This is a genomic window from Micromonospora arida (assembly GCF_003857035.1).
Lineage (GTDB): Bacteria > Actinomycetota > Actinomycetes > Mycobacteriales > Micromonosporaceae > Micromonospora > Micromonospora arida.
Genome location: NZ_QGSY01000306.1, coordinates 1 through 22,519 on the forward strand (window position 1 = coordinate 1; position 22,519 = coordinate 22,519).

The 22,519-nt window shown below is 68.7% G+C and carries 20 protein-coding genes and 1 tRNA gene; 13 read left to right on the forward strand and 8 right to left on the reverse strand.

Annotated features, from left to right (window positions below):
* From scpB to DLJ58_RS30615, 7 genes are all read left to right on the forward strand, one after another.
* Positions 1-622 (forward strand): SMC-Scp complex subunit ScpB (gene scpB, locus DLJ58_RS30585; protein ID WP_124861712.1); only part of this gene is annotated, 622 nt, incomplete at its 5' end.
* Positions 609-1,379, forward strand: a complete 771-nt coding sequence (locus DLJ58_RS30590; protein WP_124861715.1) for a pseudouridine synthase — start codon at positions 609-611, stop codon at positions 1,377-1,379. The genes scpB and DLJ58_RS30590, both read left to right, overlap by 14 nt.
* 195 nt (positions 1,380-1,574) lie before the next feature.
* Complete coding sequence (cmk, locus tag DLJ58_RS30595; protein WP_124861717.1) at positions 1,575-2,255, forward strand: (d)CMP kinase; 681 nt, start codon at positions 1,575-1,577, stop codon at positions 2,253-2,255.
* The gene (der, locus tag DLJ58_RS30600) at positions 2,252-3,658 is read left to right on the forward strand and encodes a ribosome biogenesis GTPase Der (protein ID WP_091407237.1); all 1,407 of its coding nucleotides are present in this window, start codon (positions 2,252-2,254) and stop codon (positions 3,656-3,658) included. Before cmk ends, der begins: the two co-directional genes overlap by 4 nt.
* 196 nt (positions 3,659-3,854) lie before the next feature.
* Positions 3,855-3,928 (forward strand) — tRNA-Pro (locus DLJ58_RS30605).
* 119 nt (positions 3,929-4,047) lie between these two features.
* Positions 4,048-5,193, forward strand: coding sequence for a tyrosine-type recombinase/integrase (locus DLJ58_RS30610; RefSeq protein WP_124861720.1), 1,146 nt, complete (start codon positions 4,048-4,050; stop codon positions 5,191-5,193).
* A 220-nt stretch (positions 5,194-5,413) separates the two neighbouring features.
* Positions 5,414-5,659 (forward strand): helix-turn-helix domain-containing protein, encoded by a 246-nt coding sequence (locus DLJ58_RS30615; RefSeq protein WP_124861723.1) that lies wholly within the window; start codon positions 5,414-5,416, stop codon positions 5,657-5,659.
* A 2,554-nt stretch (positions 5,660-8,213) separates the two neighbouring features.
* Here the strand turns inward: DLJ58_RS30615 and DLJ58_RS30620 are convergent.
* The 3 genes from DLJ58_RS30620 to DLJ58_RS30630 all read right to left on the reverse strand — a co-directional run bounded on the left by DLJ58_RS30620 (position 8,214) and on the right by DLJ58_RS30630 (position 10,982).
* Positions 8,214-9,521 (reverse strand): MFS transporter, encoded by a 1,308-nt coding sequence (locus DLJ58_RS30620; protein WP_167493757.1) that lies wholly within the window; start codon positions 9,519-9,521, stop codon positions 8,214-8,216.
* Positions 9,522-9,618: 97 nt separating this feature from the next.
* Positions 9,619-10,140, reverse strand: a complete 522-nt coding sequence (locus tag DLJ58_RS30625; protein WP_088951644.1) for a GNAT family N-acetyltransferase — start codon at positions 10,138-10,140, stop codon at positions 9,619-9,621.
* Between the two features lie 302 nt (positions 10,141-10,442).
* A complete protein-coding gene (locus DLJ58_RS30630; protein WP_124861726.1) occupies positions 10,443-10,982 on the reverse strand; it encodes a hypothetical protein in 540 nt (179 codons plus the stop codon).
* A gap of 18 nt (positions 10,983-11,000) precedes the next feature.
* On the opposite strand from DLJ58_RS30630, the gene DLJ58_RS34990 reads away from it, so the two are divergent.
* Positions 11,001-11,123 (forward strand): hypothetical protein, encoded by a 123-nt coding sequence (locus DLJ58_RS34990; protein WP_279635924.1) that lies wholly within the window; start codon positions 11,001-11,003, stop codon positions 11,121-11,123.
* Between the two features lie 5 nt (positions 11,124-11,128).
* On the opposite strand, the gene DLJ58_RS30635 is transcribed toward DLJ58_RS34990, so the two are convergent.
* From DLJ58_RS30635 to DLJ58_RS30645, 3 genes are read right to left on the reverse strand one after another with little or no spacing between them, the layout of a single operon-like run.
* Positions 11,129-11,683 (reverse strand): hypothetical protein, encoded by a 555-nt coding sequence (locus tag DLJ58_RS30635; protein WP_124861729.1) that lies wholly within the window; start codon positions 11,681-11,683, stop codon positions 11,129-11,131.
* Positions 11,680-12,012: a helix-turn-helix domain-containing protein gene (locus DLJ58_RS30640; protein WP_088947546.1), complete on the reverse strand. Its 333-nt coding sequence runs from the start codon at positions 12,010-12,012 to the stop codon at positions 11,680-11,682. Before DLJ58_RS30640 ends, DLJ58_RS30635 begins: the two co-directional genes overlap by 4 nt.
* Entirely contained in the window at positions 12,009-13,043 is a 1,035-nt protein-coding gene (locus tag DLJ58_RS30645; protein WP_406085352.1) for a tyrosine-type recombinase/integrase, read from the reverse strand. Before DLJ58_RS30645 ends, DLJ58_RS30640 begins: the two co-directional genes overlap by 4 nt.
* Positions 13,044-13,494: 451 nt before the next feature.
* Between DLJ58_RS30645 and DLJ58_RS30650 the strand changes: the two genes are divergently transcribed.
* From DLJ58_RS30650 to DLJ58_RS30670, 5 genes are all read left to right on the forward strand, one after another.
* On the forward strand, positions 13,495-13,911 hold the full coding sequence (locus DLJ58_RS30650; protein WP_124861736.1) for a hypothetical protein: 417 nt from the start codon (positions 13,495-13,497) through the stop codon (positions 13,909-13,911).
* The gene (locus tag DLJ58_RS30655; RefSeq protein WP_124861739.1) at positions 13,908-15,347 is read left to right on the forward strand and encodes a relaxase family protein; all 1,440 of its coding nucleotides are present in this window, start codon (positions 13,908-13,910) and stop codon (positions 15,345-15,347) included. The genes DLJ58_RS30650 and DLJ58_RS30655 overlap by 4 nt, the downstream gene beginning before the upstream one ends.
* Before the next feature lie 19 nt (positions 15,348-15,366).
* On the forward strand, positions 15,367-16,512 hold the full coding sequence (locus tag DLJ58_RS30660; protein ID WP_124861742.1) for a hypothetical protein: 1,146 nt from the start codon (positions 15,367-15,369) through the stop codon (positions 16,510-16,512).
* Positions 16,509-17,009, forward strand: a complete 501-nt coding sequence (locus tag DLJ58_RS30665; RefSeq protein WP_124861745.1) for a DUF4913 domain-containing protein — start codon at positions 16,509-16,511, stop codon at positions 17,007-17,009. Before DLJ58_RS30660 ends, DLJ58_RS30665 begins: the two co-directional genes overlap by 4 nt.
* Before the next feature lie 183 nt (positions 17,010-17,192).
* Positions 17,193-18,143: a hypothetical protein gene (locus tag DLJ58_RS30670; protein WP_124861748.1), complete on the forward strand. Its 951-nt coding sequence runs from the start codon at positions 17,193-17,195 to the stop codon at positions 18,141-18,143.
* A gap of 289 nt (positions 18,144-18,432) precedes the next feature.
* Here the strand turns inward: DLJ58_RS30670 and DLJ58_RS34770 are convergent, their stop codons facing one another.
* Both DLJ58_RS34770 and DLJ58_RS30680 read right to left on the reverse strand, forming a co-directional pair.
* Positions 18,433-18,612 (reverse strand): hypothetical protein, encoded by a 180-nt coding sequence (locus DLJ58_RS34770; RefSeq protein ID WP_244219200.1) that lies wholly within the window; start codon positions 18,610-18,612, stop codon positions 18,433-18,435.
* 156 nt (positions 18,613-18,768) lie between these two features.
* The gene (locus DLJ58_RS30680) at positions 18,769-22,071 is read right to left on the reverse strand and encodes an NACHT domain-containing protein (protein WP_124861751.1); all 3,303 of its coding nucleotides are present in this window, start codon (positions 22,069-22,071) and stop codon (positions 18,769-18,771) included.
* Positions 22,072-22,519 lie beyond the last annotated feature (448 nt).

Here is a 22,519-nt window from a genome sequence, read left to right on the forward strand (position 1 = left end):
GGCTGGGGACGTACCCCGGCGGCAGCTGGCGGGGCGGCGGCGCGCGACGGTCGCGCCGGAGCCCGCACCCGAGCTGTCCGACGCCGAGCTGCGCGGCGCGTTGGAGGCGATCCTGCTGGTCGTCGACGAGCCGGTCAGCGAGCTGGTGCTGGCCCAGGTGCTGGAGCAGCCCGCCGAGCGGGTCGGGCCGATGCTCGACGAGATCGCCGCCGGGTACACGGCGGCCGGGCACGGGTTCGAGCTGCGGCGGGCGGCCGGCGGGTGGCGGCTGTACACCCGGCCGGAATACGCTACGTACGTTGAGCGGTTCGTGTTGGACGGGCAGTCCGTGCGGCTGACCCAGGCGGCGCTGGAGACGCTCGCCGTGGTTGCGTACAAGCAGCCGGTGACCCGTTCGCGAATCTCAGCCATCCGGGGTGTGAACTGCGACGGGGTCATCCGTACGCTGGTCACCCGTGGCCTCATCGAGGAGTGCGGCACCGAAACGGACAGTGGGGCGTTCCTCTACCGGACCACCACGTTGTTCCTGGAGAAGCTCGGGCTGAACACCGTCGACGAGCTGCCGCCCCTCGCACCCTTCCTGCCCGACGACGTAGAAGAGCTTGCTGATGCGACCCGATAACCGTTCCCCCAAAGCCGACGCGCCCGTCTACGAGGGGGCTGAGCGCCTGCAGAAGGTGCTCGCCGCCGCCGGCGTGGGTTCCCGGCGCGCCTGTGAGGACCTGATCTTCCGCCGCCGGGTCACCGTGGACGGCCGGGTCGCCAAGCTCGGCGACAAGGTCGACCCGGCCACCTCCGTGATCCACGTGGACGGGGAGCGCCTCCAGGTCGACATTCGCCTGGTCTACGTGGCGATGAACAAGCCGCGCGGGGTGGTTACCTCCATGGCGGACGACAAGGGGCGCAACGAGCTGGCCGAGTTCATCGGCAACCGGGTGGAGCAGCGGGTCTACCACGTGGGGAGGCTCGACGCGGACAGTGAGGGCCTGCTGCTGCTCACCAACGACGGCACCCTGGCGCACAAGCTCATGCATCCCTCGTACGAGGTACTGAAGACCTATCTCGCCGAGGTGGTCGGGCCGATCCCGCGCAACCTGAGCAAGCGGCTGTTGGCCGGCGTCGAGCTGGAGGACGGGCCGGTCAAGGTCGACTCGTTCAAGGTGGTGGACACTCTGGGTAAATCCGCCCAGGTGGAGCTGAGCCTGCACGAGGGCCGCAAGCACATCGTCCGACGGCTGATGGAGGAGGTCGGACACCCGGTCACCCGGCTGGTGCGTACCTCGATCGGCCCTATCCGGCTGGGTGAACTGCGGACCGGACGGATCCGGCGGTTGACCAACGCCGAGGTCGCCGCCCTGTTCAACGCGGTGGGTGACTGACCCCCGAGTTCGGGGTACGGCAGCCGGTAGGCTCCACCGATGGCCGGGACGCGGCCGCCCGGGTGGCGTGGGTCGCCTCCGGCGGCGTCGCGCGCGGGTCCGCCAATGGACCCGGGCATGATTGATGACGATTGACAACCGCTTGCGGCGCCAGATCACCGGGCGATCCGTGAGGTACGGGCTGAGGAGGACACGGTGGAGGAAAACGTACGGACCGGGCGATGTGTGGTCGCTGTGGACGGGCCGTCCGGTTCGGGTAAGTCCACCGTGTCGCGGCGGCTCGCCGTGAGCATCGGTGCGCGCTACCTGGACACCGGGGCGATGTACCGGGCGATCACGTGGGCCGTGCTGCGCTCCGGCGTGGATCTCGCCGACGCCGCGTCGGTGGCGAAGGTCGCCGGCGAGGTCAACCTGCGTATCGGCACCCACCCGCAGGGGTATGCCGTGACGATCGACGGGGTGGGCGTGGACGCCGACATCCGTGGCGCCGAGGTGACCGGCGCGGTTTCCGCCGTCGCCGCCGTGCCGGCCGTCCGTGAGCTGCTCGTCACCCGGCAGCGCGAGATGATCGCCGACGCTGGTCGGATGGTGGTCGAGGGTCGCGACATCGGCTCGGTCGTGGCACCGGACGCCGACCTGAAGGTCTTCCTGACCGCTTCCGAGGCGGCCCGTGCCGCCCGGCGCAGCGCCGAGGACGCCACCGACGTGGCGGCCACGGCCGCCGATCTGGCCCGGCGGGACCGTCTCGACTCGACCCGCAAGGTCAACCCGCTGGCGCAGGCGCCCGACGCGGTGGTGCTGGACACCACCGAGCTGGGCATCGACGAGGTCGTGGCGCGGCTGCGCGAGCTCCTCACCGAGCGGGGCGTGGCATGAGTAGCGATGGTGGTGGCTGGGTCGAGCTGCGGGAGCCCGACGTCGCCGTCGAGGAACCGACCGGCCCGCAGCCGGTGGTGGCCGTGGTCGGCCGCCCCAACGTGGGCAAGTCGACTCTGGTCAACCGGATCATCGGCCGCCGGCAGGCGGTCGTCGAGGACGTCCCTGGCGTGACCCGCGACCGGGTCCCGTACGACGCGCAGTGGAACGGCCGGGCGTTCACCGTGGTGGACACCGGCGGCTGGGAACCGGACGCGAAGGACCGGGCCGCGGCCATCGCGGCGCAGGCCGAGACGGCGGTCGTCACCGCCGACGTGGTGCTCTTCGTGGTCGACGCGATGGTGGGCTCCACCGACGTGGACGAGGCCGCGGTGAAGATGCTGCGGCGCAGCGCCAAGCCGGTGATCCTGGTGGCCAACAAGGCCGACAACAACTCCATCGAGATGGAGGCCACCTCGCTGTGGTCACTCGGCCTCGGTGAGCCGTTCCCGGTGTCCGCGCTGCACGGACGTGGCTCCGGCGACCTGCTGGACGCCATCCTCGCCGCGCTGCCGGAGGCACCGGCGATCGTGGAGAACCGTCCGCGCGGGCCGCGCCGGGTGGCGCTGGTCGGGCGGCCGAACGTCGGCAAGTCCAGCCTGCTCAACCGGTTCTCCGGCGAGGAGCGGGCGGTCGTCGACTCGGTGGCGGGCACCACTGTGGACCCGGTGGACAGCCTGGTCGAGATCGGCGGTCAGACCTGGCAACTGGTCGACACGGCCGGACTGCGCAAGCGGGTCGGCAAGGCCAGCGGCACCGAGTACTACGCCAGCCTGCGTACCGCCGGCGCGATCGAGGCCGCCGAGGTGGCCGTGGTGCTGCTGGACTCCAGCGAACCGATCAGCGAGCAGGACCAGCGGATCCTGTCGATGGTGACCGAGTCGGGCCGGGCGCTGGTCATCGCGTTCAACAAGTGGGACCTGGTCGACGCCGACCGTCGGTACTACCTGGACAAGGAGATCGACCGGGAGCTGCGCCGCATCCCCTGGGCGATCCGGCTGAACCTGTCGGCGATGACCGGCCGTGCCGTGGACAAGCTGGCCCCGGCCCTGAACAAGGCGCTGGCCAGCTGGGAAACCCGCGTGCCGACCGCGCACCTCAACCAGTGGCTCACCGCGCTGGTGCAGGCCACCCCCCACCCGGTACGTGGTGGGCGCGCGCCGCGGATCCTGTTCGCGACGCAGGCCGGTGTGGCACCGCCACGGTTCGTGCTCTTCACCACCGGCCCGCTCGACGCCGGCTACCAGCGCTTCGTCGAGCGCAAGCTCCGCGAGGAATTCGGGTACGAGGGCAGCCCGATCGAGATCTCGGTCCGCCCGCGCAAGAAGCTCGGCCCCGGCGGCCGAGGCAAGGCGCACGGCTGACGCGGTCCAGTTCTGCCAAATGCCGGATGGGCGCCCCTGCCCATCCGGCATTTCCCTATCCAACCCCACCCTCCTAGGACGCTCTAGGGGATGTGCGGTAGTTCTGCTGCCTCGCTACGTCGGTGGGGCCTGTGCGGACGAGTCGGAGCTGCTGCGCTAAGCTGTACCGGCTGCCGCGGGGGAAACCACGCGGGGGCGGGACGTGGCGCAGCTTGGTAGCGCACTTGACTGGGGGTCAAGGGGTCGTCGGTTCGAATCCGGCCGTCCCGACTGGTATTCACCAGCGGATATAGAAGATCATCTGTGATCTTGCGGTAACGCTGGCGGTAACGGAGATCGCTTAACGTGGGTTGCATCCCTCGATCCCGTTACTGCGGAGGTGCAGCCTCATGGCTGTCTACAACTACCGCCTCGCCAACGACCAGACCCGCTGGTTCTTCATCATCGACCTCCCGCCCGACGCGAACGGGCGGCGCCGCCAGCACAAGCGGCAGGGGTTCCCCAACCAGGCCGCCGCCCTGAAGGCGGAGGAAGACGCCCGCGCTGCCTACGGTGGAGCGGACCTCGGCGCCGACGGCAGCGTCGCCGCAGAGCTGGAGAGCTGGCTCAACGAGCGCGAACTGGATGTCCAGGAGACGACGCTCAGCAACTACCGGGACATCATGCGCTGCTACGTGGTGCCGCACATCGGCACGCGGCAGCTCTACGCCCTCGACAAGCGGGTAATCCACGAGCTGTACAAGAAGCTGCTGAAGAGCGGTGGCAAAAGCGGCGGTCCGCTGTCGTCGACCACCGTCCGGATCGTGCACCGGGTCATGATGAAGGCGTTGAGCGACCTCGGGGTCAATGTGGACGGTGTGCGGCAGCCTCGGCAGGTCGAGCGGGAGACGATGGGGCGCAAGGGCGTCTGGACGCCCGCACAGTCGGCGAAGTTCCTCAAGTACCACGGCGACCACCGATTGCGTGCCGCCTGGGTGCTGGCGATCGTCGTCGGCACCCGCCGAGGGGAGCTGGCCGGTCTCAAGTGGCCGCGCGTGGATCTCGATCGCGGCGTTCTGCTGCTGCATTGGCAGCGCACCACGACCAGCAACGGCGTGGTCGAGAAGTCACCCAAGGGCAAGAGCAAGCGGGCAGTAGCGCTCGGGCCAGCCTTGGTAGCGGAGCTGGACGCTCACCGGACGCGTCAGGACGCGGAGAAGGTCGATGCCGGAGTTTTGTACCACGACGGCGGCTACCTGTTCTGCCGCGAGGACGGGGAGCCGTACTACCCGAAGTACTTCACCGACCAGTGGGCGAAGGCTTGCGCCGACGCCGGTGTCCCGGTGATCTCTCTCCACGATGCGCGGCACACCTCCGCTACCACCGGCGCTGACGCTGGTGTTCCCGAGCACGTAATGCAGCGGCGGCTTGGTCACGCCGACAGTCGCACGACGCGGGAGGTCTACACCCACGTGTTGCCGGAGAGCGAACGGAAGGCCGCGGAGCTGATGGAAGCGGTGCTCGGAGACGCCGCAAGCTGGTCACCCAAGGCGTAGCCGTGCCGGAAGCACCCGCTCACACATGGCTTCCCTGCCTCTAGCTGCGCTCCCCGCTTCGCGTCGGCGTCCCGGCTGCCAGCAGGGCAGCAACCTATGTGGATGCTGATGCCGATGCAGGCTGTGGGTACTCCGCTGGCAACGCACCGGACAACCGGTTGCTCCCATCGTGAGAACTGACGCCGATACGGCGTGCTCACGACCTCAGGGGGTGCGGACGATGGTAACCACCACAAGCGACGGACAGAAGCCGAGTCGGGCGCAGGACCAGGTGTGGACGATCGACGCGGTACGTGATCTCGGCATCACCACCGATATCGAGACCGCCGGAGCGATCTTGGGAATCGGACGCACCAAGGCCTACGCCCTGGCCAAAACCAACGATTTTCCAGTGCGCCTTCTGCGGGTCGGCCGGCGATACCTGGTGCCTGTCCATGCCATCCTCAAGCTGCTTGGCGTTGAGTAGTCGGCTGAGCAAGTGTCGATCGATCGCTCTTACGACGGGGCTGTTCCGCGCTTGTCCGCCGCTCGATCGACCATCCGCGGCTCGCAAGAAGGCGATGTCAATTTGCTGCTGGCTTACGCAGGTAAAGAGTCCGGGCGAGCGCATACCTACGGCTGTTGAGCTCGCGCCGACACTTTCTTGTGCGAGGAGAACTTCTCCAGGTGGCAGCACGTGGAGCTGTGGCAGAGCGCCAACAGTCGTTTACGGCGGAAGTGACACGGACGATCACCGGATCAGTAACCGGCTGGGGATAGGGATCATCCCCACGTGCGTGGGGACCAGAGAACAGCGGCGTCGGCGAGCTGACCGTGGAGTGAGCACCCCCGCGGTGCGGGATCGACCTGAGCTGACCCGAGGTCGACGGCGACTCCGTGAGATCACCCCTGCGTGCGCCGGAGCAGCGGTACCAGGCACCCCGCCGGTCGTGCAGTCCCGGATCACCCCCGTGCGCGGGGAGCAGGACGATGGCTGGCGCTCAGCCGGCCCGCTCGCCGGATCAACCCCGCGTGCGCGGGGAGCAGACCCTCCGATTCAACGAGGTTTCCACCGGGCAGGGATCACCCCCGCGTGCGCGGGGAGCAGCGCCGCGCCCGGTCTGGGCCAATACCCAGTACCGGATCACCCCCGCGTGCCCGGGGAGCACACACCCGGCGGGTTCTGCGCGACCCGGTTGCCCGGATCACCCCCGCGTGCGCGGGGAGTAGGAAGCTTGCTCGGGGCTGCACTCTGTCACCGCCGGATCACCCCCGCATGCGCGAGGAGCAGCCAGCCAAAGGATGCCACCCCTACCGCAACCCAGGATCACCCCCGCTTGCGTGGGGAGCAGCTACGAATCGTACGACGGCGGAGACCCGAGCAAGGATCACCCCCGCGTGCGCGAGGAGCAGCGGCACAGCTCGCCATCGCCTCCGGGATCACCAGGATCACCCCCCGCGTGCGCGGGGAGCAGAGATATTCGCCGCCGCCGAGGTCGCGGACGAAGGGATCACTCCCGCGTGCGCGGGGAGCAGAAAGACCGCTCCGGCCCCGGGCCTCCGGGCCCCGGATTACCCCCGCGTGCGCGGGGAGCAGTCCGGGTGGGTCTTCGCCCACTCCTGCCATGCCGGATCACCCCCGCGTGCGCGGGGAGCAGCAACTGCCGTATGGGCCAGCGGCCCGAGAGGTGGGATCACCCCCGCGTGCGCGGGGAGCAGCTTGTCGATCTGCCGTGACGCGACGTCGAGCGCGGATCACCCCCGCGTACGCGGGGAGCAGCTGGTCGCCCGGAAGAACCGCCTCGGCGACGACGGATCACCCCCGCGTGCGCAGGGAGCAGTTCGGGGTTGCCCGCGGCTACGCCGGCGGCGCGGGATCACCCCCGCGTGCGCGGGGAGCAGGAGCTGATGTCCCGGGTCGCGACCGCGTACCGGGGATCACCCCCGCGTGCGCGGGGAGCAGAGCACGCGCGGCTCCGCCGTGGCGTCGAGCGTGGGATCACCCCCGCGTGCGCGGGGAGCAGGCGGCCTCGCCGTACACCTGCCGCAGCTGCGCCGGATCATCCCCGCGTGCGCGGGGAGCAGCAGGCGACAGTCGCGCGCAGCTCAGGCGTCGCGGGATCACCCCCGCGTGCGCGGGGAGCAGGCGTCGGCGATCGGGCCGGCGCTGCTGGCCACCGGATCACCCCCGCGTGCGCGGGGAGCAGCCGTGGGATGTGCCCGAGGGTGTGGCCGCGCTGGAGATCACCCCCGCGTGCGCGGGGAGCAGGACGACACTGATGGACGTTCCCGCAGGCAATAAGGATCACCCCCGCGTGCGCGGGGAGCAGTCCGGGTGGGTCTTCGCCCACTCCTGCCATGCCGGATCACCCCCGCGTGCGCGGGGAGCAGACGGCTGTACTCCGTGCCGGCGACCGGGTGTGGGGATCACCCCCGCGTGCGCGGGGAGCAGACGTAGTCAGATACTTCCGCAACCGGAGTCCCGGGATCACCCCCGCGTGCGCGGGGAGCAGGGCCGCCGCCGGGACGCAGGTGCTGCAGGTCCTGGGATCACCCCCGCGTGCGCGGGGAGCAGACTTCTTGACCTGCGGCGTCAAAGATCGACTTCGCAGATTTCATTCACTAGGTTTCGCAAGGCTGGCTCACTTCATCCTCGTCCGCGCGATGCCCTGGGGAGTAAGTAGAGGGCAAGCGAACTCCCTGCAGGGTAGTTGATGGGGTTCAAGTGGGGCGACTGGCAAACAGGTGGCACCGCGCGGTGTGGGCTGGAGCTGAACAAGCCCCGAACAAGATCAAGTCCCCATAGGTCGTATGAGGCTTCCGACGCCTACTCGTGCATTAACCCCCTTCAGAACATCGCCCTCGCCGGCCGCCAGGCTTAACCCCGGCGACATGGTGCCACTCAACCGACGGCGGGGGCGGCCTTGGACTGTCGGTCCCGTCTGGGCGAACCACCAATACGAGTGAGACCGGCACTGGAGGCTAACTGGCAAGATCGCGTATTCGTTTGGTTCGAGTGCCCGATTGCGAAGGAAGATCCGTCACAGCATGTGATTGAACGGCTGGTCTGGTGCTCGCTTAGGTGTGTTTGCGGGTGGCGGTTCTTCGGCTCGCCTAGATCGATGATCGAGCGGGGGCGGAATCGAGCGGGGAGCGACGGTTGAGTTTGTGGTGGGTTCGGCCGTGGCTTCGGAGTGTCGGTGACTCGACTGGGTCGGCAGTACCGCCAGCGCGATCAGTGCGCCGAGTAGGCCCGTCGCGGTGAAGCCCCAGGCTGGCGCGGTGGCATCGATCACTGCCCCGGCCAGCGGGGCGCCGAGCGCCACTCCCACCACCATCGCCGAGCCGTGCAGGCCCATCGCCTCACCCCGCACGCTCGCTGGCACCAGCCGACTCACCGCGTCGGCGGTGGCCGCCACGGTTGGCGCGGTGAAGGCTCCGGACGGCAGCAGCATCAGGGCCAGCAGCCACCACTGGCCGCTGCCCAGGCCGATCGGAATGGTGACCAGACCGAGGATCAGGGTGAGGATCAGCGACGGCAGCGAGCGGGACAGCGCGCCGTAGGTGAAGCCGCCGATCAAGGAGCACGAGGCCCAGAGCGCTAGCACCACGCCGGTCCAGTCGACCTGGCCAGCGTCACGCAGCATCGCAACCACTGACACATCGATGCCGGCGATCACCAGTGTGCTGGCCGCGCCACCGGCGAGCAGCCCGATCAGCCGTGGGGTCAGCCACTGCCGGCGGGGCAGTGCCCGTGCCGGCGTCGTCTCCTCGTCCCGGGCCCGGGTCGGCGGGTTGAGCACCAGCAGGGTGAGTCCGGCCAGCACGATGCCGCCGCCGACGCCGTACATGGTCAGGGTGGGCGAGACACTGGTGGCCAGGGCCACCGCCCCCGCAGGCCCGATCATGAAGCTGAGTTCGACCGACATCGAGTCCAGCGCGTACGCCTGACGGCGCTCAGTCGGCGGGACCAGCGCGGCGATCGACTGCCGGACCACGGAGAAGACCGGGAGGGTGAGCAACCCGCCGACGAACGCGGCGCTGAGCAGCACCGGGTACGGCAGGACCGGCGCCGTCGCCCAGAACAGCGCCGAGACCGCTGTGGTCAGCAGCAGCATCGGCCGCAGGCCACGCCGGTCGACCAGCCGGCCGAGCAGTGGCGCGCCGAGCGCCGAACCGACCGTCATCGCAGCCCCCACCAGCCCGGCGGCGAAAAAGCCGCGGCCTAGATCGAGGACGTGCAGCGTCATCACCACGGCGGTGGCCGCCACCGGCACCCGGGCCAGGATCGCGACCAGCAGCAGAGGCCGCAACCCCGGCAGCGCGAGCGCGTCCCGGTACGGCTTCACATCCAACACGGTCCGCACCTCCCGGACCGCCCTGGCCTAAGACGAGTAGTTCCTAGATTCGGCTTCGGCCGGGTTGCCGTGGGGTACGCGTGACCTATCACCGATCTAAGGCGATCCAGTAGCGCCTCACTGGACCGTGCTCGGTGTCGCGGATGCCCTCGAGGACGCCGCCGTTGTGTTCGATCGTCCGGGCCGACGCGATGTTGTCGGCCAGACAAGGGATGAGGACGCGATCTAGGCCCAGGACGACGCGAGCCTCCGCGAGCATCTCGCCGAGTGCCCAACTCGCCAATCCTCGGCGGCGCGCGGACGGCCGCACGCCGTAGCCGATCTGGCCGATTTCGTCGTCGAACTTGTGCCGGAGGGCGATTCCCCCGAGGACGTGGCCGTTCTCGACGATCCACCGGGGTGAGCCGTGCTGTTCGTCCGGGCACGGATCGCCGGCCGGATGGGCCATTCGGACCCGCTCGCGCACCCAAGCAGCGAAGCCTGCGGGCGAGTCCACATCGTCGTCGGCCCCCAGGCCGAAGCCGTCCTCGTGGAGGCCAGGGCCCCAGTCGTCGCGGCAATCCAAGAACGCGGCGTGCAGGCGGATAGTCGGCAGAATCAACTCGGGCATGCGGTCACGGTATTCAAAGCCGGACCGCTGAACGAGCCGCGTCTTACCAGCATTGATCATCCCCAGGAGGCGAGTCAGCTCCATAAAGTCCACGTGCTTCGACAGCTACCAGGAGGCGCCGTGCCGGCCTACTGGGCGATGTCAGCCCGGTCAAGGACGCAACCCAGACGAGGAACGCTAGGAACTCAGTAAGCCCCACGGGCGGCGATTTTGTGACTTGGGTCATATTTGAGCTGGCCGCAACGAATCGTCCGACTCGCCGCTCGCGTGCGTAGTGACGGGCAGGCGGCTGATCTTCCCCGTCACTGAGTGTTGCGGTTGGCGGGGTAGCGGCTCCAGGTCGCGCCGGCGTTGGCGTGTTGGCGGGTCGTGGTGGTCTGGTGGAACCCGAGCGCGTCGGCGATGACCGGTGCGGGCGCCTGCAGCACGAGTTGGCGGAGCGCTGAGATTCGGGCCTCACCGAGCGGGAATCCCGACCCGCGCAGTCGGCGGTGCAGGGTGGCGTAGGCGACGGGTTGGCCGGGCAGGCGGCCGGGGAACAGCCACTGACTCCCGCTGCCGCCTTCGTCGACCAGGCGGTGAAGCAGGTGCGCGGCCGGGTTTGGTAGAGGGCTCGGCGGGTCGCCCAGGCGCAGGTGTGGGGTGCCGTCAATGGTGAGCAGGTCGTCGCGGGTGAGCCGGTGTATTCGGCTGAGTGGTTGGGCGTAGAGCAGTATCAGCACGGCTGCGACCCGCGCTGGTAGCGCCACGGCGTCGTCGGTGAGGTAGTGGCGGAGTAGTTCGAGCCGGCGCTGCTGGGTGATCGTGGTGCCGGGTTTGAACGTGACCTGGTGGACGACCAAGCCGCAGGGGAGGTGCCCATGCGAGGTGGCCCAGGTGAGGAAGCCGCGTACCCGGTAGCGCTGGTGGACGCGGTGGGCGGCGTACCAGGTGTCGAGTTGGGACTGGGTGAGCGCGGCCCGTTCGATGCCGTTGTCGTGTAGCCAGGTCAGGAAGAGTTGGGCCTGGGTGAACTGCTGGGTGGCGTAGGGCTTCGCGGTAGAGCGCAGCGGCCGGCTGGCTGCCGTGGCCCGCAGCCGGGGGAGTTGATGCCAGAGCGCGTATTGGCGAAGTACCTGCTCGTGAGGTGCTCGCTGAGTTGGGCAAGACGGTGGCGCAGCCAGGACTCGATGTCGGCCAGGCTCGGGTCGACCGGGGGCAGGATGCCGTAGGCGATCAGCCGGTGGCGCAGGTGGCGGGCGGCGCCCGGGCGTGGCCAGGTGGAGAGCCCGTCGTGGCTGAGCGGGACGCGGCCCGTTGCGAGTGCGGTCAGCAGTTCGGCGGCCTGGGGTTTGTAGAGCCACAGCCTTGACGTGGACAGGTTCGGGGCGTTGCGTAGCGCGGTCGCCAGCGGTCGCAGTGCGGGACGGATGTGGCCGGTGCCGTCGTCGAGTAGCAGGGTGATGCGCCGGTTGAGCTTGCAGGCCGGACAGAGCGGTCGCCGGCCGGGGCGGCCCGGCGGCACGGTACCGCAGTCACCGCACACGATCTCCGTGCCGGTCATGGTCTGGAGCGCAGTGTCGCCCGCTTGGGGCGGATCGCCTGCGGGTTCCCGGTGGCGGGCTCGCCAACCGCGGCGATGCGCCGGGGTGCGAGGTTCTCGGCGCTGGTGGTGATCAGGCACGCAGGGGTGGTGTCGAAGATGTCGCACAGCGCGGCGAGAACCGCCAGCGACAGCCGCTCGGGTGTGCCGGATACCAAGCGGTGCACCTGGGACGCGGACAGGGTGATCCCGCGCTCGGAGAGCAGCGGCACCAGTTCGGTGGTGGCGAACATGTGGTGCTCGGCCATGACCTGTCGCAGTCGCCACTGGTAGGTGACTTGGCGTTTCATCCGGTCGCTCCAGGGAGGGCTTGGCCCATGGTCTGGTCCAACGCGGCTCGCAGCGTGCGGGTGCGGAAGTCGGAGGAGACGCAGGTGTAGATCGAGGTGGTGGAGGCGTGTTCGTGGCCGGCCTGTTGCTGCACGAACAGCGGATCCCAGCCGGCCTCGATCAGATGTGTGACGTAGGAGCGGCGCAGCGAGTGGAAGTCCAGACCTGGACCGAGGCCGAGCGCGTTGCGGTAGGTGGTGAGTTGGCTGTTGATCCGTTGCAGGCCGATGCGGTCGCGGCGCTCGGACGGCCACAAGGCCGGGTTGCCATCGTGGGCCAGCAGCGGGCGCACCTCGGTGATCCACTGCCGCAGGATGTCCTCGCCCCACGGCCAGATGGTCAGGACGCTGCGCCGTTTCGGCGCGGAGCCGGCCATGGCCTTGCCGTGCCGCACGTGGCAGACGCCGAGATCACCGAACTCGGGGGCGTGCGGGTTGGTGCTGAAGTCGACGACGTCGAGCATCCGGGCCTCGTTGCGGCGTAGCCCGTAGGCGTATGCGGTCTTCAGCAGCGTCGCGTCCCGGAACGCCGGTAGCCAACCCTTGCGGCCGGCGCCGCGGATCCGCATGACCTGCTCGTCGGCATGGTCGAACAGCGCCTGGAGTTCGTCGACGGTGAACGCGCGTTTGCGGGGATCGGACTCGTTGCTCTGCACGTGCACCGCGGTGTTCCACTCGTGGCAGACCTGCACCGGGTGTGAGCCGAACCGTCGCTGGCACTCGCCCGCCCAGCCATAGGCCGGGTCGGTGAGGTACTCGCAGAACAGCCGCACGGCCTCCTGGTAGCCGCGCAGCGTTGAGCGGGCCAGCCCGCGCACCGCCCGCAGGTCGGTGCTCCACTCGTCGATCATTTGCGGCAGCCACTGCCACGGGTAGCTGTTGACGTGCTCGGCGAACGCCCGGATCACCCGCAGCCGCGCCGCGATCGTGGCCAACGACAGGTTCCGCGCCGTCTGCTGGGCCTGCCAGCCGTCGAGCATCGCCTCGAACACCTGCTCTTCCGGCCGTAGCAGCGCCACCCCGGAGACCACGTGGATGCCGGCCGCGCCCTTGATCGTCACGCTCGGTGTAACGGACGGGGGTCGCAGTGGATGCGACTTTCCCGCACCAGATGCGGTCGCCTCGGAAACCTCCAGGTCATCGGCCTGACTCGCTAGGCGAGGACCCATGCCCTTCGATGCCGAACTTGCGCAACCAACCGATCAGCGTAAACGTTGTCCGCTCAGTAGGGCCCCCGCTTGAAGCGCGCGCCAACAGTCGCCTATTCGCATCTGATCGAACAGGCGGCGGATGAAGCAAGATATGGCCATTGCTTATCAATTTGCGACCGGGCGCGGTCGCAGATCGGCAATGGGGGCGGGCTGTGCCCGCCGCGTCGGCGTGGCCAGCCCTGGTAGCCGCCGCTGACATGGACGGCAACGCCTGCGGCGCACAGTGGCGGCAATGGACAGTGAGCAGCCTGCCCCGCCCTGTAAGGCCCGTCATCGTGCCCACAACCGGCCGGGCCGTCCGCATGCTGTGTTGCTTAGGCTGTCCGACGAGGAGAAGGCTGCGATTGACGCTGCGGCGGTGGCCGCGCAGCTGACCGCGACCGGGTACGCGGCGAAGGCAGCTGTCGCCGCTGCGTCCGCCGCTCAGGCACCCGGTGGTACGGCAGGCGACCTACGCGATCTGCAGCACGAGTTGTTTGCCGCCCGCCGGGCCGTGGTGATGTTCGGCAACAACGTCAATCAGGCAGCCGCGGCGTTCAACACCACCGGCCAACTGCCCGAGTGGGCCGCAGATGCCGTCCGGCTGTGCGAGGAGGCGGTGGCCCGGCTCGATGAGGTGATTTCCCGTATCGACAGGAAGCTGCGGTGATCACGCGCGTACACCGGCGGGGCTCGCGGGTCGGCGGTCTGCTGCGCTACCTGTGGGGTCCAGGTAAGGCGGAAGAACACGTCAACCCGCACCTGGTGGCCGCTTGGGACGGGGCAGGCTCTCTGAGCGACCTGGAGCCCAAGGTCACCGCCAGCGGTAGGCGGAGCCTTCGCGCGCTGACGGCCTTGCTGGAGCAGCCGGTTCGCGCCGGCTATCGGCCGCCGACCAAGTTCGTCTGGCATGCCAGCATGCGGCTCGCGCCCGAGGACCGGCACCGCAGCGTCAGCGACACCACGTGGGCGAGCATGGCGGTCGAGATGCTCACCGAGGTAGGCGTCGCGACCGTCGCGACCGATCCGGGTTTGCGGTGGATCGCGATGCGGCACGCCGACGACCACGTACACATTGTCGCGACGCTGGTGCGTGAGGACGGCCGTACCAACTGGCTGCGCAACGACTACCCGCGCTGCGTGAAGGCCACCTACGACGTCGCCCGCCGCTACAACCTGCACCGACGTGTCCCGCCTGCCGACCGTACCGCTCACCGACGCCCCCACCCGGCCGAGGTCACCAAGGCCCGTCGCACGGGCCGCGCGCAGACGCCCCGCGATGAACTGCGTCGTCGGGTACGGACTGCCGTGGCCGCCGCCGGGTCGCAGGAGGAGTTCTTCGGCCGGCTACGCGCTGCCGGAGTCTTGGTCCGGCTTCGACACAGCAGCACCGATCCCCGGCAGATCACTGGGTACGCGGTGGCCCTCCCCGAAGCCCGCACCGCGGACGGGAAACCGGTCTACTTCAGCGGAGGCAGGTTGGCGCCCGACATGACCCTGCCGAAGCTGCTGCTGCGGTGGGGCACTCCCACGCCCCTGCCGGCAGCGCCAGTGGTTGGCCGGGTCGAGCGGACTGCCGCGATGCGCCAGGCCGCGAAGGTTGCCGCTACGGCCGCTGAGGACATTCGCCGCGACGCCTGTGCCGCACCAGGTCGGGCGCAGGCCACCGCGGTCGCCGCAGCGGATCTGGTTACCAGCCTGGCAGCCGCTGTGGAGGGTGACCGGCGCGGGCCACTGCACCGGGCCGCCGAGGCCTTCGACCGAGCAGCCCGGGATTTGTACGGCCGGGTCCAGAAACCTACCGGCCGATCCCAGCAGATGCGCGCTATGTCGCGCCTGGTGGCGCTCATGGGCCGAATCTCAGGTGACGACGATGCCCTCGTAGTCCTTGCGCTCGTGATGGACCTGGCCCGGTTCGCTGACACGCTCGAGCAATTGAGGAGCGCCCAGCAGCGACTGCACCAGGCGGAAGCGGCCCGGGCGGCTGGCGACGTGCTGCGGCTGGTAGCGGGTGGCCGGCAACCGGCGGTAACGCCACCGCTAACTGCGACGTCAACACCCGCACCGACAGTGGGAGGCGGCCGGCGCACCGCGCGCGGTCGCTGAGCAGGCAAGGGAGGTGCGCGTGCCGCAGCCGCAGCAACACGAAGACCCGATGGCCGAGACCCACCAACAGTTCCTGCAAGGGCTAGCGACGATGGCGACCGTCGGCGAGGCCGGCGCCCGATGGGCCGCCGTCGGTATCCAGAACAAGGCCGCTGAACGGGAACGCGAGGTCCGCCGCAATCAGGCCGCCGCGACGACCCGCCGCGAAGCCGACCGGCTGGCAGCGAGAGTACGCGCGGATCGCGAACGGATGGCGGCGTCGCTGGACGGCGATTGGCTGGTCAAAAAGGCCACCTTCGCCGAAGCCGCCGCCATCTGGCGTACCGCGACGATCCACGCCAGCAGCGACCCGGTGGCAAAGCGGGCGGTCGAGTTTGCCGAACAGCGGCTGCGGCAGTTTCGGCCGGACCTGATGGCCGCCTACGAGCGCCACCGGCACGCAGGAGCACCCGTTCCTGAGGCCATGCGTACCGCCGCCCGGGAGGTGTGGGAGCGCGACGCCCGATCAGGTCACCGCCAGCACGCAACTCGCGCACACGGTGGCACACCCGACCGGCAGGGGATCACACCCGACGGCGGCCCGGCTGCGCTGCCATCGAGTGGCGTTGCGTTGGTCGATCAACTCGACGCCGCGGTTCGGCAAGAGGCGATGAAGCTGGCCGAGTACGTCCGCCCGGAGGCACTCGACGAGTTGCAGCGCCAGTGGCGAGCCACCGGACGGCTGCCCGCCGGCGATGCGGTGCAGCTACTACGCGACCTCGCCGCCGGGATGCACGAGGCCATCAGAGCGGACGAAGCTGACGGTCGCTCGGTCGAGGGCATCCGTTTGGCGCAGGGCCACGTGGAGGAGGCACTGGCCCGCGACCTGCAGAGCCGAGCGGCTGCCGAGCGCGGTGTGGGAGTCCGCGACGGCGGGAGGTTCGGCAATCCCCGCACCCCCGCCGACGAGCACGCAGCCGGGCAGACGGCAGGCACGTGCCACGATGACAATGCTGATCACACGGCCGCCACCGCCGCTGCCGTCCACCACGCTGACACGCTCGCGGTGCCTGCCTGGACGCAGGCCTTCCCAAAGCTTCGCGTTGCTCGGATCAATCCCGCAGTCGCTGGCAAGCAATCGGCGATAGCGGTCACCGCGGTGCCGATGCAGGGCCGGACACGATGACGGCCACCAGGTCGCAACAGGCCCAACCTGGAGCGGTTACCCAAGTCGACGAGCTCGCCGCTGAGGTGGCGAGACTGGCGGCGCGGGTTTTTGAGCTGCAACAAGCCCAAGCTGAGCGCCCGCACGCCGGGGACCAGCGGCCGCTGTATTCGACGGTCGAGGAGTGGGTGACCACCTACCTGCTGCCAACCTTCCCGCGCCCAGTCAGCGAGGTTGGCATGACCCGCTGGCACTGGTGCGACCAATGGTGGCGCCACGACGAAGCGGTAACTCGGCTGACGGCCCTGTGGTACGGCTGGGAACAGGCCCGCCTACAGATGACCGGCATGCTGCCCTGGCTGCGGGAACTCGACCATCAACTGCCCATTTTGTACGGCGACGACGGCCCGTTCCGCAATTGCGCTGCGACCGGTGATCTCGGAGAGTCGCGACACCACTCGTCGGCAGAGATGCCAGCCGAGCCCGCTCCAGAGGACTGGTGGAGCTGGTGGGACTAACACCAGGCCGGCGCCGGCGGCGTGCATGATCACGCACATGTGATGCTTCTTCGCCGTTTCCCCCAGGTCAGGCTACGCGTCCGAATCACGGCGGAGATGGAGGGCACCGGCACCGACGTGCTGCGGCGTCGTGGGCAGCGGTCTGTTGCGTGGCCGGTTGATCGATATGACTAGCATCCCCTCATGATCGAAGAGTTGATCAAGAGCGCGGCCGCCGAGGACGACGACGCGATCGAAAGGCTGTGCGTGATCGCGGATGCCGATCCGGGGAGGCTGACTCCGTACCTAGGCTCCCTGCTCGATGTCGACGTGCTGTGGCCAGCGAAGTTGTATCGGGCGGCGGACGCCGATGTGGTCCGCCGGGTCATCGAGCGGATCGACGGCGGCCGGACGCCGGACTGCCTCAATCAGCTGCGCGTCATCCTGGCGCAGACTGCTCACCCGCTCGCCGAGAGCGCCATGCGTCGCTGGTCGACGCAACCGCCGGCCGGTGCGGACGAGCTGTACGTCAATGCGCTGAGCTATGCGCTGGAGGGCGGCTGGACGGCCGACCCGGACGGCAGCCGCCGAGACCTGTGCGGCAGCATCGCGTACCGGTGGGTCATGCGCGAAATACCGCGACGCGCGGATGGTCGCATCTGTCCATGGTGCGCGTCGCCGCTGTGGATTGCCGCGGACCTGGACACCGCGGACCCTGATGTCGGCGCCGCGCTGGCACATACGGGCTGGTCCGGCCGACTGGTGATCGAGACCTGTCATTTCTGCGCCTGCTATACGACTTTGTACAGCCAGGTCACGTCGGCCGGCGCCACCACCTGGTGGGCCGGTAACACCCGCCCGAGCTACCTCGGTTCATCCGAACCCAAGGACCCGCCGGCGCTGGCGCCGGTCCTGGGCCCGGCACGGCCGAGTCCCTATCAGGCCAGTGCCTGGAACCGGGGCGGGTCGACGCTGGGCGGCCGGCCCGAATGGATCCAGGACGCCGAGCACGCCGACTGCCCAGGCTGCGGCCAACCACTGGACTATGTGGGTTTGATCGGTGGCGCGGATCTGGACGACTACGGCGAGGGCGCCTACTACCTGCACCTGCACCAGCCGTGCGGGTTCGCCGCGGTGAACTACCAGCAGAGCTGACCGCCGTACGTGGTCCGCCGTGGGCCGTTGTGCGCCCCTCGCGCGCACACTGTGGCACTGCTGCGTTCGAGTCAGATCCACGTCCATGGGCGGATCGCGGTCCACAGCCGTCCGCGCCAACGTGCGCGCCGCGGGTGGAGGAAGATTTGGATGTCCTCCAGCGCGTTTTCGGCGGTGCCGCTGGTGTATGGCAGCGTCCGAGCTCGGCGCAGGGCGGCGACTACTCGGCGTTCGTCCAGCTGACCGTAGACCCTCGCGAGATGCCCCAGGCACGTTGCGGCGAGTGCGCTTACTTGGTGATCCTCGTGCTTAAGTAGCCGAAGGTGCAGCTCCAGTCTCCGTCGCCGTACAGCGCGGTGCCGACCATGGCATCCAGCGCGGCAGGCAGATCGCCCCGGTCGAGCGCAGCGTGTACCGCGGCCGGTGTCGACGACGGCGGGTTGTGGAAGATGTGATGCTCATGGCGCACCGTCACATTCTCCTGCGTCGCCGGTGGCAGGTGGCCCCGAGTCGCCGTCCCCCATCTGCGGCAGGTCGGATACTGGCGTCCATCCGTCCGTCGATCCAATGTGTTCACGCGCGAGACGCGGGGGCCGAGAATGGCAAGACGAAGTTCGCGCCACTCCTACCGCCTCCCACCTCGCTCGCGCCTGCGGTTGCGCTGGTTGGCTGCGAACAGGCGCTCGGTCAGGTCGGGCCACCCGGGCCAGCCGTCGACATGGTGATCGTCAGCGAAGTAGCCGAGTTCTGCTAGCCGAACCCATGCCTGGGCCACCGGCCGAGGGTCCTGCTCTGATGGCCACGAGAGGACGGAGATGAGAGTCTCGGCGACTCGCTTCTCATCTGGCGTCTGCGCGGACTGGGGCACATTGAGGAACGCCAGGCCGCAGCGCGCGACCGTTGCTTTCCCTTCCTCGCTGTTGGTTAGGGCGCGAGAAGCCATGAACAGCTGAAGCACCTCCGCGACTAGAGCGGCAGATACGTCGGGATCCGTGGCGAGGCGATCGACCAAAAGGCGGGCGTAGAGATGCCGCTCGTCCTCATTCAGTGCCCGGCTTACCGCTAGTCGGGCGCATCGCAGGTAGCTCCGCTGCCGTTCGTCGTTGGTCGCCTCGCGAAGCGGCAGCAGCCAGGCCTGCAGCAGCGCGTGCGCGGCGGAGCCGTAGTCGTCGTTGCCGAACCCGACGAACGTGTTAACCGTGGCGCCAAGGTAGTCGAGCAACGGCGCCATTGTATGCAGCGCAACGTCGTCCAGATTCCCGCACTGTAGGTAGCCCTTACGGGACAGCACCGCCGCGCGGTGCTGTCCGTACACATCAATGCGATCACCCGGGTTGGGCAATTCATACGTCCACGCCGGGTCGACTGGTGGCGGTTTAACCTCGTCGGCGGCCAGTTCAAGCTGTATGTCACGCAGGGCGCCGTCCCAGATCCGGCGCAGAGTGAGTACTTGCCCAATCCCGGACCAGTCCTCGCTGCTGAGCTGTGAGCGCCAGAGCAGCACTTCACGGTGCCAAGGGGCCACTCGGTCCGTGGTCAGGCCGAATAGTTCTCCCGCGGTCAGATTTCTGGCCAGGCAGACGGCCAGTAGCACGAGGTTGGCGCTGTAGGCCGCGTGCCGGGTGGTCAGGGCTAGGCGGCGGGGTTGGTAGTCGGCGTGGGTGCGAGCCGGCCGTGGGTCGTGGGCTGCCCGGAACAGCTGGATCACCAGATCGGTCAGTCCGCTCCTGTCGGCGGCCGACATCGCGTCAGCTCGCTCGGTGAGGAAGCTGAGGATGGGTGCGCGGCTGGAAAGTGGGGTGAATGAGAGCAGAGCGTGCAGCCTGTCGTCGTCGGCCTGGCTAGAGCTATGCGCGAACGCCGTTGCTGCGTGCCGAGCAGCGACCTCGTGCAGTGCCAGCCAGACCAGCCAGGCGACCAGGAACTCGCCGAACGTCGCGTGAAGGAACTCGTACGTCCTCAGCTCGGCGCCGTCTCGGGAGGCCTGTGAGCGGTGAATGAAGAAGAACCGGCCGAGAGCGTTCTCCGCCGCCCCGAGGGGCGCGCGCAGATCTCGACGGTCAGCCGTAGGCGTCGGGCCGAAAAGAGCTGTCAAGTCCGTCTCTAGCTCCGTTTCGATGATCCATTGGCTGCCTCGGTTGAACATAGCCAGGCCCACCACCGCTAGCCTGTGCAGCTCCTCATCTATGGCCCGATCTAGGTCTCGTTCGCCTAGCGAAGGGCGGTGCTTAGTCACCTCTCGCGCCGCGAAGTTGCGCAGCAGCCGCTCGTACAGCTCTCCGCGGCCTAGGTCCCCAGCGAGCCGCTGCAGACCATTGCCGTCCGCGTCGTACAGCGCCAGCATCAGCAGCAGCAACGGTTGGCCGGCCAAGTCCGGGTGTCGCAGGACCGTCGATGCTGACAGCGGTTCGAGGCCGCGAGCGATTAGATGTTCCCTGTTGGTGGAGTTCCAGGTAGTTAGCCATGCCCCGACACGTTCCTCGTCGAACGGTTCCAGCCGCAGCGCGACTGTGTCTTCCGGCGGTCGCGCTCGATCCGCGACGCTGGTACGGCTGGTCACCACAACTGCCACAGGCCTGCCCTGGTCGGCCTCGCGGCGCTGGAATCGGGCGATGTTCACCAGGTAGTCGGTTTGACTGACCCCGGTTGCCTGGAGCAGTTCGTCGAACCCGTCCAGCAATACCACCGGCAGTGCGTCTGGTGCCGACCGGACTAGTGCCGGCCACTCAAGTCGCTCACCGGTGACCGCCTTGATCGCGTGTTCAATTTGATCCTGTAGCACCGCGTCCGCGGGAACTTCGCGCAGTACCACGCGGATCGGCAAGAAGTCGGCCGATGGCAGCCTTGCGGCTAGCACCTTGGTTAGCACGGACTTTCCGGATCCGGGTTGGCCGAGAACGAGCAGCGGCGCAACCGTCGCCTCTGACGAGGTCAGATGGCCCGTGACGAACTCCTCTAGGTCCTCCCGAAGCGGCTGCTGAATCCACCACTGCTCCTCGCTCGCCCGGACATCCGCGTCTACCCTCGCAGTCCGGAACATGGGCTCGACGTACGCCTGCGCCAACGTTGGGATTTGTAGTCCCCGCGGAGTATCGGTGGACTCCACAATCGGCCGATCCAGGGTCGCCCCATAAGCGTTGGCCAGGCTCGTGCGGCGCTCGTCGGGAACCCGGCCGGTGGAGATGTCGCTGAGCAGTCGGTGCAGTATGGACAACGCGGGACCGAGATCCCGTACCTCCGCCCGCGTGGCGGCGTGATCCCGGCTAGCCGACCACAGTGCCACCTCGGGAAAGTCGACCGCGAGCCGGCGGATCAGCTCGGCGTAACGCTCGACGGCCAGCTTCGGCAGGCTGTGCAGCACGGCAGCGGCTCGCCGTTCCGAGCTTTCGCTCAGCACGTCCGCGATGTGCAGGCCCCTGATGAACGCCATCATCCCTGCCGAGAGCTCGCTGAAATAGAGCAACAGACGCTCTTGGAACTGCTCCTCGGGTTCATACGGCCGCGGTAGCGGCACCGGAGAGGCCAGGCCCGACGTGGCGACGCTGCCAGTGGCCTCGATTGCCGCAGCGGACGCTAGGGACTCCTGCTCGGCGCGGGAGAGGTCGAGGTCGGTGAAGCGGAACGGCAGGTCCGATGCTGCCAGCGCTTCGAAGTACGCGGTCACCACCAGCACCGAGTGGGCAGCCTCGATTCGCTGGGTCCGGCCGTACCGCGACAGACCACTACGCCGCTCGACAAGCCCTCGCACCAGGTCTTGCCCGAGCCGGGCGAACTCAACTTTTGCGTCGAACCATCCGAGTACCGCCGGAAAGGCCGGCACCGCGGCCAGCATCAGCCCTCCAGTCACACGGTCCAAGGCGGTGACCACGGGGTTGTCCAGCCCGCCTAGCAGCAAAGCGGCGTCGGCGTAACTCAGTGTCTTGGCCATGCGACGGCTCCTGCGAGGGGAGGGATGCAGCAGTTCATCATCGCGCGCGAAGGGCGGACTGGGCACGCCTCACGCACGACAAAAGGCCGCACTTCCTTGAAGAGCGGTCCGGACGGCGACATCGGAGGCCGGAGCGAATCGTCGACCGGGGTACCGGGACCCCCGGCAGCCGCACCGTAACCGGTCTCGGAACACATCGACGAGTCGGACCGGCTCCCTCCGGGTGCGGGTCGACAAGCCTGCGCCTACCAACTCCTCCGTCGTGAAGCCGGCCGCGCGTAGGTGGCGCGTCAGCGGGCGCCATCCAAATGGGCATACCCAACCCGCCACGGCCACTCCCGTTCCACGAGCACAGCAACACCACGTTCGGCGAGATAGGCGCGAGGGCCGTCGGCGTACTCGAGCTGAGCAAGGTAGTACGCCACCGCAGCCTCGACGGCCGCCAGCA